A 15,107-nucleotide genomic window follows, 5' to 3' on the forward strand; every position below is an offset into this window, starting at 1 on the left:
GACGGAAGGGGACCCAACGTGTACGGATTCGACAGCTACGTGGCGATCGGTGACAGCTTCACCGAAGGACTCAACGACAGCTTGCCCGACGGCAGCTTCAGGGGCTGGGCGGACAGGCTGGCGGAGATCCTCGCCGAAGGCAGGCCCGACTTCCAGTACGCGAACCTCGCCCTCCGCGGGAAGATGCTCGACGAGATCCTCGAAGAGCAGCTCCCGATCGCCCTCGCGGTGAAGCCCGACCTGGTCACCCTGTGCGCGGGCGGCAACGACATCATCGTGCCCGGCGCGGACGTGGACGCCGTCGCCGCGCGGCTGGAGGCGGGGGTCGCCAAGCTGCGCGAGGCCGGGATCCCGGTGCTCATCTTCAACGGGCCGGACACCAAGTACCTGTCCGTGATGCACGTCCTGCGGGGGAAGGTCGGCATCTACAACGCGCATCTGTGGGCGATCGCCGACCGGCACGGCGCCAAGATGGTCGACATGTGGGCGATGGCCCCGCTGCACGACCGCCGCGCCTGGAGCGACGACCGGCTGCACTTCACCCCCGAGGCCCACCGGCGGATCGCGCTGCGCGCGGCCGAGGTCCTCGGCGTCCCGGTCGCCGACGACTGGCGCGAGCCGTGGCCGGCGTCCGAGGAGCCGAGCACCTGGATCACGTCGCGCCGCTCGGACCTCGAGTGGACGAAGGCGCATCTGCTGCCGTGGATCCGCCGTCAGCTCAAGGGCGAGTCCATGGGCGACGGCCTGTCCCCGAAGCGCCCCGAGCTCGCGCCGCTGCTCCCGCTGGAGCAGATCGAGACGACGGGCGTCACCCTCCCGGCCAAGGAGCTGCGGGAGATCCACCACCACGCGAGCTGAACCGCGCGTGAAGGCCCCCTTCCCTCGGCTGAGCCGAGGGAAGGGGGCCTTCACGCGCATCAGGGCCATCGATCGATGTCACCCAGAAGGGTCATGTGCCGACCCCGTCCGGGCCGAGGCGAGGTCCGGGCCGCGGTCGACGTCGCAGGCCAGACCAGGTACGCGGCACTTCGCGGAGAGCGCCGGGCAGGGGGAAAGCCGGTTCGCTAACCGGACGTACGCGGCTTACAGTCCCTTCATGCCCGGTACACGCTGGAGCCGCTTGCTGCCTACAGCGCTGCTGGTCACGCTCGCCTTGACGGCGATCACCGTCTGGTCGGCCTCGGACGACATCGAGGCCGAGCTGACCGCGCGCGCGAAGAACGCGCTCGCCGACGTCGGCGTCTCCGGCGGCCAGGTGAGCTTCTCCGGCCGCGACGCGAACCTCACCGGCTTCCCGCCGGACAAGGCCGCGCAGGCGATGGACGCCATCCAGCGGATCGACGGGGTCCGGACGGTCGAGATCTCCGGCGACACCGCCCCGCCCGCGGGCCCGGTGACGACCAGCGGCGAGCCGCCGAGCCAGCCCGCGCCCAGCCCGCCGCCGAGTCCCGCGCCGACGCCGGCCAAGCCGACGGACAAGGCGGGCTTCCAGGCCGAGCTCGACCGGCTGCTGGCGGCCACGCCGATCACGTTCGAACCGGACACCACCGACCTCACCGCGGACGGCGAACGCGGTGCGCTGGAGGTCGCGAAGCTGCTCACCGACGCGCCTCGCGAACTGCGGTTCCGGATCACCGGGTCGGTCGCGACCGGTTCGGACCGCAAGCTCGCGCTGAACCGGGCACTGACGGTCGAGCGGTTGCTGGAGCGCAACGGGGTCAAACGCGACCAGGCGTACTCCACCCAGCGCAGGAACTCCGACGGCGCGAGCGGCGAGGGCCGCCGCGTCGACATCACGGCGGAACAGAGGTGATGGCCTGATGCTCTGGCTCTTCGGGCAGATCTGGCTGTGGCTGCTCATCTCGTTCGCCCTCGGCTGCGGTGTCACCTGGCTGCTGATGCGCGGCGAACGACGTGAGCGTCCCGCCGCGGAACCGGCGGTCCACGAGCCGGCGCGCGCCGCGGTCCCGGTCCAGCACGACCCGGATCCCGAACCCGTGCCCGAACTGCTGTCCACCGAACGGACGCAGTTCCTGCCGCCCGCGCGGGTGCAGGACGACGACGAGCCGTACGACCAGGAGGCCGAAGGCCACCGCGAGGGCCAGCTGGCGCCGGAAGCGGTGCGGGCCTACCAGCCGGGGGCGCCGGAAGCGGCCGCCCGCAACGGCGAGGGCGGCCACGAACCCGAACCCGTCTGGCCGAGCGACGAGGACTGGCCACCCGCCGGGCACCGGCCGGGGCAGGGCGGCTGACACTCGCCTGGTAAATTCGGCTACGCACTGTGAGCGGGACGCCGGGTACGTTTCTTCGATCGGGAGCTCCGGCACACGAAGGAGGCTCCGATTGGCGCTCCCCTATTGGACGCCGCACAACCTGCTGCCTCCTGGCCGCCATCCCGCCGATCTGGCCGACGTCTACGAGCGGCTGGTCTTCGACGCGCCGCACCAGAACGACCGTGAAATCCTGTTCAGCGCGCTGAACAGTTACCTCGGCGTCGCCCGGCGGATCATGCCCACCGGCCGCGCGTGGATCGGCGGGGATCTGACCGCCAGGACCCCGCACGCGCCGCGCGGGCTCGACGTGGTGCTGATCCCGGACGAATGGGGCGCGCTCAAACGGCTCGACGACGCGGGCCGCTCGGCGCTGTACGGGCTGCTGACCTTGCGCGGGGTCATCGTCGGCCAGCCCGCCATGTACCTGGACCAGGTCCAGCCCGTCGGCGGCATGCTCGACGGTTTCCTCTGCCGCCCCGGCGACGAGGAGATCTGGGAGGAAGTGTGGGCATCGGGTGGCAGGGGAATTCCGGAAGTGATCTGGTGAGGAACGAATTCCGGCGTATCGCCGACGAGATCCCCGGCGGCACCTGGCTAGACGACCTCGCCCGCGCGTCGGCGATGGCCGCGTACGCCAAGTTCGAGCGGACGTCGCGTTCGCCGCTGCTTCGCGTCTCCGTGCTCGGCGAGTCGCATCTGGACGCGTACACCTTCTCCGACATCAGCCGCGCGCTGCAGGACGCGACGGCGAAGATCGGGCACATCATCCGGAATCCGTCGGGCGAGGTGACCTTCGTCCAGCCCGCGGACCGCGAGAAGGCCCCGCTGATCCAGCGCGGGCAGGCGGGCAACGCGATCTTCTTCGGCTTCCCGGAACCGGCGCTCGACGACGCGCTCATCCACGACGGGATCGAGTCGCTGTCCGAACGCGCGGTCAAGGAGCTGTGCGACTTCCTGCCCGCCAACGGTTCCGACGACGGCGCGCTGGACGCGGTGCTGCTGCAGCGTGACACCGTCCGCAACGCGGTCAGCGACATCGTCAACGCGGTCAGCAAGCACGCCGGGATCGGCATGGCGCTGACCCCGACGTCCGGCGACGAACTGACCCGCAGCATGACCACCGAGCAGGCGAGGATCCTGTCCGGGAGCCTGCGCGAGTCGCGGGAAGCGGTCGGCTACGAGACGGTCAGCGGCAGGCTGGACGGCGTCCGCACGCGGCGCCGGATCTTCTATCTCGAACGCGAGTCGGGCGGCACGATCCAGGGCGCGGTCGCGCCGGATCTGCTCGACGAGATCAAGGAGAACCTGGACCGGCCGGTGACCGCGCGGCTGCGCGTCGTGCGCACCACGACCATCGACGGCCGCCGCGGCCGCCCGGTGCACGAACTGCTGGAGATCACCCCGGAAGTCAGCCTGTTCGATCAGTGATCGGGTTTCCGACATTCGGCGATGCCACAATTCTCGTCAGAAAATGTCGGTGACCGCTTGATCATCGTTGAATGATGACTTTTTCCGGCAGGTAACAATTTCGGCCATTGCCCCGAACGATGGGTTAACGTCTTCGGACGGAAGCCTCCGAAAGGGCATGTATGCCGACCGATCCACCTCTCCCGCACCCGCCTGCCACCCGCTACGGCCCTGGGTTCGCCGCGCACGGAACCCGGCACCGCAAACCCAAGAACGGCGTGGTCATCGCGGGTTTCCTGGTCGGCTTGGCGGCGCTCGGGGTCGCCTTCGTCCCGGTCGCCGGGATCGCCGCCTGGCCGCTCGCCGTGATCGGAGTGATTCTTTCCGTGATCGGTTTGACCAAAATCAAGAAGGGTGAAGCGGACAAGAAGGGAATGGGGATCGCGGGGCTCGCGCTTTCGATCACCGGACTGCTGGCCGCGGGCGGGTTACTGGTCTACACCAGTTTCTTCGCGACCGGCGAGTCGGGGCTGCACGTCCCGGCGGTCGCCGGGGACAAGAACACCGTCGAGTTCGTCGTCAGCGCTTCCGGCGGCGCGACCATCCGGTACGGCTCGCTCAACGACCAGCGGACCGAGACGACCCCGGCCAGCACCGACGAATGGCGCGGCACGGCGTCCTTCAACTCGGGCGACTACCTGCTCACCGTCACCGCGGACACCCGGAACTCGACGGTCAGCAACCAGATCGCCTGCACGATCCTGGTGAACGGCAAGAAGGTGGCGGAGAACAAGGGCCAGACCATCGCCCTGTGCACCGCCGGCACCGGCTGATCCTCTGCGGGGGTGCCGCCTGGCGGCCGGCCGGTATCGCCCCCACCTCCACCGGCCGGACCGCCACGAGCCGCTCCTGGCGGCTCTTCGGACGGGACCCGCGAAGGGCCCGCCCGAGCGCCGATCACTACCGCGTGCCCCTCCCCTAGGGCTCGATCGACACTGAACCGGACCCTACGCGCGTGCGCGGCGAGGCCACTAAGAATCCGCTAAGGATCACTCACGGACTTTCGCCGAGGTCCGTGAGTTCCGCACGGACCAGCGCGGCGAGCTTGGGATTGGCATCCGCGAGGATCTTCAGCGCGAGCGCGAATTGCTCGCGGGCACCGTCCACATCCGACCCGGCCCGCAGCACCCTGCCCAGCGTCAGCCGCAGGACGCCCTCCTGCAGGACGAACCGTCTGCTGATCGTCAGGTCCACCGCTTCCCACACGTACCGCTCGGCCGCGGCGAGCTCGCCGATCCGCAGGCTCAATTCGGCCAGGTTGTTCAGCGAGACGACGACGTAGCTCTCGTCCCCGAGCGTGCGGTCGATCTCCAGCGAGGCGACCTGATGCCCGATCGCCTCGATGAACCGTCCCGCCCGCTTTTCGGCCTCAGCGCAGTTGTTGAGTGCCTGCCCGCGCAATTCGAGATCGCCGGTCCGCTCGGTCTCCTCGACCACGCGCCGCAGTGTCCTGATCGCCTCGTCGTGCCGCCCCAGCAAGGTGAGCGCGGAGCCGAGGTGGATGTTCGCGGAGATCGTCAGCCGGTCGTCGCCGATCGCGGTCGCGAGTTCCAGAGCGCGTTCGGCGTCGGCGAGGCAGCCCTGCGGCAGCTCGAAGGTGAGGGCGATGGCGCAGCGGGAGATCAGCATCCAGCACCGGCCGAGGACGTCGCCGGATCGCTCGGCGGCCTCCAGCCCGATCTCGACCAGCCGCGTCCACTCGTCCAGCAACGGGTACACCGCGCGATAGGTGTGGGCGACCCTGGCCAGCCGCCAGACGTCGTCGTGGCGTCCGGCGGCGCGGGCGGCTTCGAGAACCTCGATCAGGTTCTCCCATTCCGCGGTGAACCAGTCCTGCGCCTCGTCGAAGGAACCGATCGGCGGCGTCTGCGCGTCGGTCAGCTCCCCGGTGAAGTCGAGCGGGTCGACGATCCGCAGCATCTTCCGCCGGGCCCGGTCGGCGACGGCCTGATAGAACCGCACCGAACGCGACAGGACGTCTTCGCGGTCGGCTTCGTCGAGTTCGTTCTCCGCCAGCTCGCGGAGGAACAGGCGGACGAGATCGTGCGGGACGAAGGAATCGCGGCCGGTTTCGGCGAGCAGGTTGTGCGCGGCGAGCACCCGCAGATGCCGCCGCGCCTCGGCGACGGTGATCCCGCCGATCGCCGCCGTCAGATGCGAACCGGCCGAAACGCACTGGACCACGCCGAGCCGCAGGAACGTGTCCGCGACCTCGGGCGGCAACCCCCGGAACGAGACGTCGAACGCCGCGCGGACACCGTCGTCCGGGCCCTCGACGTCGAGCGCGGCGAGCCTCGTCCGTTCGTTGCCGAGTTCGTCGACCAGATCCTGCGCGGTCCACTGCGCGCTCGCGGCGAGCCGGGCACCCGCGATCCGCAGCGCCAGCGGGAGATAACCGCAGAGCCGGGCGAGCGCGTGGTTGAGGTCGAAACCGGCGGGCCCGGCGAGTTCCTCGATCAGCCGGACGGCGTCGCCGGGCGCGAGGGTGCCGAGCACTCGCAGTTTGGCCGCGTTGGACACGGCGAGCCCGTCGAGGCGGGAACGGCTGGTCACCAGCGTCATCGACCGCGACCCGGGCGGCAGCAACGGCCGGACCTGCTCGGCGCTCCGGGCGTTGTCGAGGATGACCAGCATCCGGCGCCCGGCGATCATCGAGCGGTAGAGGGCGACGCGTTCGTGGACCTGTTCCGGGACGCCCTCCGCCGGGACGCCGAGCCCGAGCAGGAACTGGGTGAGCAGGTCGGCGGGCTCCAGCGGCGGATGATGCGGGTCGAAACCCCGCAGCGAGGCGAAAAGGATGCCGTCGGGGAAGCGTCGGCCGGCACGATGCGCCCACCACACCACCAGGCTGCTCTTACCGATCCCGGCCGTCCCGGTGACCACGCCGACCGCGGTCTCGCCCGCTTCGGCGCGTTCGGCGAGTTCGTCGAGCCAGGCCAGGTCGGCCTCGCGCCCGGCGAGGTTCGGCACCGCGGGCGGCAGCTGCTGGACGGGCGCCGCCTCGGCCTTCGGTTCCGCGACGACCTTGACCGGCAGGTCGTCGTTGAGGACGCGTTCGTGCAGCCAGCGCAGGTCCGCGCCGGGTTCGACGCCGAGGGTGCGCAGGGTCGCCCGGGACACCGTGCGGTAGAGCTCGAGCGCGTCTCCGCGGCGGCCGGCGTGGTAGAGCGCGCGCATCAGCTGACCGGCCGTGCGCTCGGCGAGCGGATTCGCCCGGACGAGCGGGCTGAGCTCGACGATGAGTTCCGCGTGCCTGCCCAGTTCGAGGTCCGCGTCGACCCTGGCGCCGTGGACGGCGAGCCGCAGATCCTCCAGTTCGGGCGCACGGACCGACCCCGGCACACCGGCGAGCGCGGGCCCCTGCCAGAGCGCGAGGGCCTCGGTGAGCAGCGCGGAAGCCTTCTCCGGCTCTTCCGCCGATGCCCGCTCCAGCAGGGATCGGGCGCGATGGACGTCGATCCGCTCGGGATCCACGGTCAGCTGATAGCCGGGCGGCGCGGTCAGGATCCGGGCGCCGTCCGGGTGGTCGCCCTGGATGCCCCGGAGCACGCGGCGCAGATGCGAGACGTTGCCGTGGACGATCGTGCGGGCCGTGGCCGGCGGGTCGTGCCCCCACAGCGCGTCGATGATCTCGTCGAGCGCGACGACCTTGTTGACCTTCAGCGCCAGCAGCGCGAGCAGGCCGCGGACGCCGGGACCGCCGACGGGGACCGGCCGATCGCCGTCGAGGAGGCGCACGGGACCGAGGAGCTGGAAGCGGGCAGGGGAACCGCTTTCGGCCATGACAAGCCCCCCTCCCTCCGATCTCTCCCCTTACCGGAACAGCCAACCTACCGCGCGGAGAGCCCGCCAACCAGGACACTCGAGGCCGTGAAGGCCTCCTTCCCTACTTTCAGGGGAGAGAAGGAGGCCTTCACGACCAGACCGATCCGGACAAAGGCACCTAAGCGGGCACCTTTCGTCCACTGTGGACTCCAACGGCGGGTAGCGCGTGAAGGCCCCCTTCCCTCGGCTGAGCCGAGGGAAGGGGGCCTTCACGCGCTTCAGGAACACACAGCATTCACTCACGAAAAAGAAAAGGCTCCGTGCCATCAGTCCCGATCTGATGGCACGGAGCCGGGGGATGTCCGACTTGGGCCGCCTGGGGGCGCGACCCACATCGGACATCGGCGTCCACGTCCGTCCGGGTGGGCTCACCCCGAGCGAAGAACCCGTTCGGTCGTCGACAACACCTACGTGAGCGAGCCCACTGGCCCGCTCACGTGGCGACAACGTAACAGGGCGCACACCGACGGCTACAAGCGCCCCATCATGGCCTTCGCTACCTGCGGTTCCGTCAGCGCGACAGCGGGGTCGAGTCGCGGCCGGCGATGAACGCCGGACGCGGTTCGATCGCGGCGTACGGCTCCCGCAGCGCGTTTTCGACGCTGTTGAACACGAGGAAGATGTTCGACCTCGGGTACGGCGTGATGTTGTTCGAGGAACCGTGCATCACGTTCGAATCGAACCAGAGCGCGGAGCCGGCCTGGCCGGTGAACTGGTCGATCCCGTACTCGGCGGCGAGCGCGGTGATGTCCGCCTCGCTCGGGACGCCGACCCGCTGCTCTTTCAGCGAACTCTTGTAGTTGTCCTCCGGGGTTTCCCCGGCACACTGGACGAAGGTCCGCTGCGAACCCGGCATCACCATCAGCCCGCCGTTGAACGGGTAGTTGTCGGTGAGCGCGATGGAGCAGCTGACCGCGCGCGGCACCGGCATGCCGTCCTCGGCGTGCCAGGTCTCGAAGTCCGAGTGCCAGTAGAACCCGGTGCCCTTGAAGCCGGGCATGTAGTTCACGCGGCTCTGGTGGATGTAGACCTCGGAGCCGAGGATCTGTCGGGCCCGGTCGAGCACACGCGGGTCGCGGACGAGTTCCGCGATCAGCTCGCTGGTCTCGTGGACGTCGAAGATCGAGCGGACCTCACCGGTCTTGGCCTCGGTGATCACGCGTTCGTCGCCGCTGTGGTCCCCCGACGACATCCTGACGAGTTCCTGCCAGTAGGTCTGGACCTCGCCCGGCGACAGCAACTGGTCGACGACGGTGTAACCACGCGTTTCGTGGTTGGCGAGCGTGGCCGCGTCCAAGGGACCGTCGGCCTCGGTGCCCCAGACGGTGGGGTGCGTCCTGGGCAGGTGTTCGGGCTTACCCGTGATGCGGGTCGGGTAACTGTCGTCGACTCGGGTGTCGGTCAGCGTCAATGCAGTCGCCTCCTCGAGCGATTTCTAGGGTTCGGTGACGAGCGGGTACACGCCGTTTTCGTCGTGGACCTCACGGCCGGTGATGGGCGGGTTGAACACGCAGACGCACTTGATCTCGGTCTTGGGCCGGACCTGGTGCTTGTCGTGGTCGTTGAGCAGGTACAACGTGCCCGGCTTCAGCTGGAAGACCTCGCCGGTCGCGGTGTTTTCGAGCTCGCCCTCACCAGAGGTGATGAACACCGCTTCGATGTGGTTCGCGTACCAGAAGTCGTTGACCGTCCCGGCGTACAGCGTGGTCTCGTGCACCGAGAAGCCGACGCCCTCCTTGGCCAGCACGATGCGCTTGCTGCGCCAGTTCGGGGTCTTGATGTCGGCGTCGGTGTCGGTGACCTCGTCGAGTGTTCTGACAAGCAACGGAAAACTCCTTCTCGTTCCTGGTTGAGGGCGGTCAGTTCAGGACTGTGGCGACGGCTTCGTCGATGATCGCGAGACCCTTCGTGAGCTCGTCGTCCGTCAGGGTGAGCGGCGGGAGGACCTTCATGACCTCGCCGTCGGGCCCGGAGGTCTCCATCAGCAGCCCGCGCTCGAACGCGGCGGCGCAGACCTTGCCCGCGAGGTCGCCGTTGGCGAACTCGATGCCCCGGGCCAGGCCGCGGCCCTTCGCGAACAGGTTCGCCTCCGGGTACGCCTCGACGATGCCCTGGAAGGCGGCGGCGATGCGCTCGCCCTTGGCCTTGGTGGACTTCTCCAGCTCGTCGTCGCTCCAGTAGACGCGCAGCGCCTCGGTCGCGGTGACGAACGCCGGGCTGATGCCGCGGAAGGTGCCGTTGTGCTCACCCGGCTCCCAGACGTCGAGGTCCGGGCGGATCAGCGTCAGCGCCATCGGGATGCCGTAGCCGCCGATGGACTTCGAGAGGCAGACGATGTCGGGTTTGATACCCGCGTCCTCGAAGCTGAAGAACGGGCCGGTGCGGCCGCAGCCCATCTGGACGTCGTCGAGGATCAGCAGGATGCCGTGCTTCTTGCACAGGTCGTCCAGCGCCTTGAGCCACTCGACGCGCGCGGCGTTGATCCCGCCCTCGCCCTGCACGCCCTCGACGATCACGGCGGCGGGCTCGTTCAGGCCGCTGCCGGAGTCTTCGAGCAGCTTCTCGAAGTAGAGGAAGTCCGGGATGGAGCCGTCGAAGTAGTTGTCGTACGGCATCGGGGTGGCGTGCACCAGCGGGACACCCGCGCCACCGCGCTTCATCGAGTTGCCGGTCACCGAGAGGGCGCCCAGCGTCATCCCGTGGAAGGCGTTGGTGAAGTTGATGACCGATTCCTTGCCGGTCACCTTGCGGGCGAGCTTCAGCGCGGCCTCGACCGCGTTGGCGCCACCGGGGCCGGGGAAGACGACCTTGTAGTCCAGATCCCGCGGCCGGAGGATCTTCTCCTGCAGGGTCTGGAGGAAGTCCCGCTTGGCGACGGTGAACATGTCGAGCGCGTGCGTCACGCCGTCTCGCGCGATGTAGTCGATCAGTGCCCGCTTGAGCGCCGGGTTGTTGTGCCCGTAGTTGAGCGCGCCGGCGCCGGCGAAGAAGTCGAGATAGGGCTTGCCGTCCTCGTCGTAGAGGTAGCTCCCCTGCGCCCTGTCGAACACGACGGGCCAGCCGCGGCTGTAGCTGCGCACCTCGGATTCGAGTTCCTCGAAAATGCTCATGACGTTTTCTTTCTCCCTGAGATCCCCGGATTTACGTTCTATTGACTGCTGAGCGGACCGATTCGGTACAGGTCCTCCCGCTCATGCGTTCCTTCCTCGGCCGGGAAATCCGTCGCGGAGAACAGATCCTGGCGTTCCACGGTGGCGTTCCACCGCTTGGCGAACGAGGCGAACAACCGGATCGAAGCCTCGTTGTCCGGGGTGATCGTCGTTTCGAGGTACCGGACGCCCTGGGCGGTCAGCCGGCCGAACAGCTCATCGAGCAGAGCTCCGGCCAGGCCTTTTCCTCGCTGGGACGCGTCGACCGCGACCTGCCAGACGAAGCCGACGTCCTGCTTGCGGTACCCGATCACGAAGCCGACCGGCGTGCCGTCGACTTTCGCGACCACCGACGTGTCGGCGAAATCGTGGCACCACAGCAAATAGGCGTAAGGCGTGTTGAGATCGAGCTTCTTCGAATCGCGGGCGATTCTCCAGAGCGCGGCACCGTCTGCCTTGGTCGGATTTTCGATCAAGTGCTTTCCGGACATGTCCAAGAAACGTACCGGAGGATTCGGGCGCGGTCAGATCAGCGCGGCGGCGGCAACGCGGCTACCTGCAACAACCCTGAAACACACGTGACAAAGGTAACGGTAACGTTTGAAGCGCAGCACTTGTGGGTAAGGCCGCTCCGCTGCGGTCTCACTGCATGTGACGATACCAACCGTTACCGCTTCGTCGCAGGCTCAGGGCACCATTCGGCATCCGATTCCGCTATTCACGACGCCGCTTGCGACCCACGAGCGAACCGAGCGGCGTCCAGATGGCGGGCAGGACGAGCAACAGGCAGACGACCAGCCACCAGACCGGCGCCTCGCCGCGTCGCCAGCCCGCGACGACGCCGCCGAGCCAGCCGAACAGCGGGTCGCGTACCGGTGGCAGGAACGCGGCGAACAGCAGGGCCGCCACCACCAGCACACCGAGCACCGTGAGCACCATCCGCCACGTCTTGCGCAACGTCATCAGGCTCACCGCCAGGAACACGACGGCGCCCGCGGCGACCGGCACGCCGACCCACTGCAGGACCGGGCCGCCCTGTCCACCGAGGACGAACCCGGCCAGCACGGTGATCAGCGCGGCGAGCACGTTCCACGGCGACGGCAGGGTGGCCGCCCCGCGCGTGATCCACCACGCGCTGCGCCCGGCGGCCTTGGCGAAGGTGGCCGCGGGCTGGACCGATTTCGGCACCCTGGTCGCCCCGGCGGCCGCGTTGAGCCCGGCGGCACCGGCCTTGACCAGCGTCTTCGTCAGGAGCATCGTCCCGCGTTCGTGTTCGAACCGCTCGCCGGAGACCTGGCACGCCTGGAACGCGCGCTGGGTCTGCTCGTCGGTTTCGGGCTCGTTCTCGACGAGTCTCCTGAACCGTTCCGACGGTTTTCCGTTCCCCTTGGCCGTTTTCGCGTCGTGTCCGCAGTGGAGGCCGACACACGGCAGCTCCTCGCGCGCGATCTCCAGCTGCCGCACCCTGGCGAGCACCATCGCCGTCACCGGCATGCTGATCGGCAGCGCGGCTTCGGTTTCCACGTCGGCGAGTTCGCCGTCGAGGCCGAGGAAAGCCAGTTCCCCGGCCAATTGCGCGCGCAGGGCGTCCGCTTCCTCTTGCGACAGCCCGTCTTCCGTGCCGGGCTGTCGCCAGCCGATCTCCTTGAAGGTGTCTCGCACCTGCGTCCGGAACGCCTCCCGTCCGACGACGTCGCGCAGCAGGCGCAGCCGGTTCGGGTCCAGCAGGCACTGCACGAGCCAGCCCGCGCCGTCGACGCGGCCCCACATCCAGTCGTTCGCGCGCCAGGACGCCTTGTAGAACGCGCCGAAGTAGTCGGCCTGCATCCCGGTGAGCTTGTCCCACGAACGGCGCCGCTTCATGTCCAGCAGCGTCCGCGAATCCGCGCTGACCTGGACGAGATCGACCCGCTGGTCGACCGAGGGCGGCTGCGCGAGCAGTCCCCGGGTCGCGATGTGCAGGCGCACGAGCCGCGAGGTGACAATGGGATCGCCGGCGCTTTCGTCGTCCGAAGTGAGCCCGGTCCAGGCCAGCAGCGTGCTGACCGTGTCGGCGGCTTCGGTGTCGGGTTTCGCCTGCGCCAGCGGCAAAAGGATCGGTGTGGCCTGCCGGAGGGCGGCGACGACGAGCGGCCACGCCTCCTTCAGCGTGTCCGAACGGCCGAGCGCGGCCCATTCCTTGGCGAGGCCTTCGATCCAGGCCGCCAGCGTGACGTCGGAGGCGGGCGGCTCCTGTTCGGTGACCCAGCCCGCGAGCCGCTTGCCTCGCGCGGCCTTGTGCCGCGCTTCGTGCAGCAGCACGCGGCAGCGGTTGAGCTGCACCGCCTGCTCCGGCGCCGGATCGAGCCGGAAGCCCGCGTTCACCAGTTGCAGCCCGGTGGCCACCGAATCGTCGAGCGCGGTGGTGCGGAAGGCGACCAGGTCCGCGAGTTCGCAGCTGTCCTTCGGCGGCTCGGTGGGCAGGCCGTCCCGCAGCCCGGCCGCCGCGGCCGCACGCAGTTGCGCCGCCGTGCCGGACGCCCACTGACGGCCCTGATCCTCCACATCGGACAGTGAGAGCCTGCGGGTCGCCTCGCGGACCAGCGCGGTGGCGTCCTCCTGCACCCGCCGGTCGCGGTAGTCGTTCATCAGCCGCTGGTCGACCAGCGAGTCCGGGCCGCCGCGAACCCCCATCGCGGCAAGGGAAACGCGGGTGCCCCTGGTCCGGACGACGGCGTCGTTGTGCCTGGTCAGGTCCTCCAGCTCGGCGCTGATCGTCTGGCTCAGCACGGTGCCGACGACCTTGCTCAGGGCGCTGCCCAGCAGCGGGGGCCGCTCCGGATCGACCGCGACCCGCTCGGCTTCGCGTTCCGCCGTCGGCACCACGTACAGCAGCAGCCGCCGGACGTCCGAATGCGACTGCCGCTCGAAGATCTCCCGCAACGCCGGTCGCAGCGGCTTGTTCAGCAGCACCCCGCCGTCGGTGAGCCAATGCGAACGGGTGACGTCGGTGTATTTGGTCATGTCCGGATGCAGCGGGCCGGTCTTCTCGCCGATCGGCATCCGGGACAGTTCGAACGCGCCGGGGAACGACGCGGTGGACCGCGCCGCGAGCGCGAGCGGGCCGACCACGTCGTCCGTCCACAAAGGAGCGTCGAAGCGGAACAGGAGGCGATGTTCGGTGTCCCGCACCAGGTTTCCGAGCGCGTCGTCGAACCTGGTCGTCTCGCCGTCGATCATCGTGCCGGTGAGCAGCACGGTGATGTCGGGACAGTCGGGTTTCACCGTCGCGTTGTCGGTGATCCGGTGCAGCGCGTCCTTGAGATCGCCGAGCAGCACCTTGTCGCCGTCGAGCAGCGAACGCGGCTCCTTCTCGCCGGGGTCGCGGATCAGGTTGTCGAGCGAGCCCGTGCTGATCCACGTGTCGCGCAGCACCTGCGGACTCGACCGGAACGCCTCGGCCAGCCCGAGGCACGCCGCGTTGATCCCGCCGGCGCTCGTGCCGGTGAGCACGTCGAGCGAGGCGGTGGCGTTGAGCAGATCGAGCAGGGCCCGGTACGGGCTTTTCGATTCCGGCGTTCTCGACGCCTGCAACAGATGCGAGGTCTCGGTGGCGACCCCGCCCATCCAGACCGCGAGGCTCGCCCCGCCCACCATGGTCATCGCCAGCCGGATCTCCTGCGGCCACGGGCTCCCCGCGTCGGCCATGTGCGCCCTCCCCAAGGCTTTGTGCAGGGGGCACTCTAGACCGGACGGCGGACCCCGGGTACCGCCGATGGTGCGCCCGGAAGGGCAAGGTCCCCGCGGCCGCGCGGTTTCGCGTGCTTGGACGGACGACACACGTGATCAGACGGACGACACGCGTGTCCAGCGGGACGGCACACGTGCCGTCCGTTCAATCACGCGTGTCGTTCGTCTGATCACACGTGCCGTCCCCGCAGTCAGGCGAAACTCCCGGTTCGGTTCGCGAGTGGAGTGTTGCGAAAGCCACTTTCGCAACGTTCAAGGTTGGGAAAGTGGCTTTCGCAACGTCGGCGGCCTGCCCAGGCGACGCAGCCGACGGTGACGGGGAGCCCTGTTCGCTGCGCGAGGTCCTCGGGCTCGTCGGTGACAAGTGGACGATGCAGATCCTGGTCCGGCTGACCGACGGGCCGCGGCGGTTCAGCGAACTCGAGCACGGCATCGAGGGGATCAGCCGCCGGATGCTCGCGCTGACGTTGCGGAACCTGGAACGCAACGGCCTCGTGACGCGGACCGTCTACGCGGAGGTCCCGCCGCGCGTCGAGTACGCGATCACGCCTCACGCCGCCGAACTCGACGAGCCGCTGCACGCGCTTTCCGCCTGGGCGTCGAAGCACCGGGCGATCGTGGGCGAAGCGCGCCGGGCCTACGACGCCACGAAGGCCTCGTAACC

At 69.1% G+C, this 15,107-nt stretch carries 13 protein-coding genes; 7 read left to right on the forward strand and 6 right to left on the reverse strand.

Features of this window, described 5'->3' with window-relative positions:
* The first annotated feature begins 18 nt into the window (after positions 1–18).
* From ACZ1DY_RS39860 to ACZ1DY_RS39885, 6 genes are all read left to right on the forward strand, one after another.
* Positions 19–858, forward strand: coding sequence for an SGNH/GDSL hydrolase family protein (locus ACZ1DY_RS39860; RefSeq protein ID WP_257484005.1), 840 nt, complete (start codon positions 19–21; stop codon positions 856–858).
* Between the two features lie 238 nt (positions 859–1,096).
* The gene (locus tag ACZ1DY_RS39865) at positions 1,097–1,813 is read left to right on the forward strand and encodes an OmpA family protein (RefSeq protein WP_257484004.1); all 717 of its coding nucleotides are present in this window, start codon (positions 1,097–1,099) and stop codon (positions 1,811–1,813) included.
* Positions 1,814–1,820: 7 nt separating this feature from the next.
* A complete protein-coding gene (locus ACZ1DY_RS39870) occupies positions 1,821–2,252 on the forward strand; it encodes a hypothetical protein (protein WP_465482719.1) in 432 nt (143 codons plus the stop codon).
* A 91-nt stretch (positions 2,253–2,343) separates the two neighbouring features.
* Positions 2,344–2,820, forward strand: coding sequence for a DUF6932 family protein (locus ACZ1DY_RS39875; protein ID WP_126730318.1), 477 nt, complete (start codon positions 2,344–2,346; stop codon positions 2,818–2,820).
* The gene (locus ACZ1DY_RS39880; RefSeq protein ID WP_192743853.1) at positions 2,817–3,701 is read left to right on the forward strand and encodes a hypothetical protein; all 885 of its coding nucleotides are present in this window, start codon (positions 2,817–2,819) and stop codon (positions 3,699–3,701) included. The genes ACZ1DY_RS39875 and ACZ1DY_RS39880 overlap by 4 nt, the downstream gene beginning before the upstream one ends.
* Before the next feature lie 161 nt (positions 3,702–3,862).
* The gene (locus ACZ1DY_RS39885) at positions 3,863–4,513 is read left to right on the forward strand and encodes a DUF4190 domain-containing protein (protein ID WP_257484002.1); all 651 of its coding nucleotides are present in this window, start codon (positions 3,863–3,865) and stop codon (positions 4,511–4,513) included.
* A gap of 220 nt (positions 4,514–4,733) precedes the next feature.
* On the opposite strand, the gene ACZ1DY_RS39890 is transcribed toward ACZ1DY_RS39885, so the two are convergent.
* From ACZ1DY_RS39890 to ACZ1DY_RS39915, 6 genes are all read right to left on the reverse strand, one after another.
* A complete protein-coding gene (locus ACZ1DY_RS39890; protein WP_257484001.1) occupies positions 4,734–7,523 on the reverse strand; it encodes an AfsR/SARP family transcriptional regulator in 2,790 nt (929 codons plus the stop codon).
* 553 nt (positions 7,524–8,076) lie between these two features.
* Positions 8,077–8,976: an ectoine hydroxylase gene (gene thpD / locus ACZ1DY_RS39895; protein ID WP_126730310.1), complete on the reverse strand. Its 900-nt coding sequence runs from the start codon at positions 8,974–8,976 to the stop codon at positions 8,077–8,079.
* A 24-nt stretch (positions 8,977–9,000) separates the two neighbouring features.
* A complete protein-coding gene (locus tag ACZ1DY_RS39900) occupies positions 9,001–9,390 on the reverse strand; it encodes an ectoine synthase (RefSeq protein WP_007033454.1) in 390 nt (129 codons plus the stop codon).
* A 34-nt stretch (positions 9,391–9,424) separates the two neighbouring features.
* Complete coding sequence (gene ectB, locus ACZ1DY_RS39905; protein WP_465482720.1) at positions 9,425–10,675, reverse strand: diaminobutyrate--2-oxoglutarate transaminase; 1,251 nt, start codon at positions 10,673–10,675, stop codon at positions 9,425–9,427.
* Positions 10,676–10,713: 38 nt separating this feature from the next.
* Positions 10,714–11,205: a diaminobutyrate acetyltransferase gene (gene ectA / locus ACZ1DY_RS39910; RefSeq protein WP_257484000.1), complete on the reverse strand. Its 492-nt coding sequence runs from the start codon at positions 11,203–11,205 to the stop codon at positions 10,714–10,716.
* Between the two features lie 223 nt (positions 11,206–11,428).
* On the reverse strand, positions 11,429–14,401 hold the full coding sequence (locus tag ACZ1DY_RS39915) for a patatin-like protein (RefSeq protein WP_465482721.1): 2,973 nt from the start codon (positions 14,399–14,401) through the stop codon (positions 11,429–11,431).
* A gap of 308 nt (positions 14,402–14,709) precedes the next feature.
* Here ACZ1DY_RS39915 and ACZ1DY_RS39920 point away from each other — a divergent pair, with 308 nt between their 5' ends.
* On the forward strand, positions 14,710–15,105 hold the full coding sequence (locus tag ACZ1DY_RS39920) for a winged helix-turn-helix transcriptional regulator (RefSeq protein WP_257483998.1): 396 nt from the start codon (positions 14,710–14,712) through the stop codon (positions 15,103–15,105).
* The last annotated feature ends 2 nt before the right edge of the window (positions 15,106–15,107 follow it).

Source organism: Amycolatopsis sp. PSD-21, from assembly GCF_055561455.1.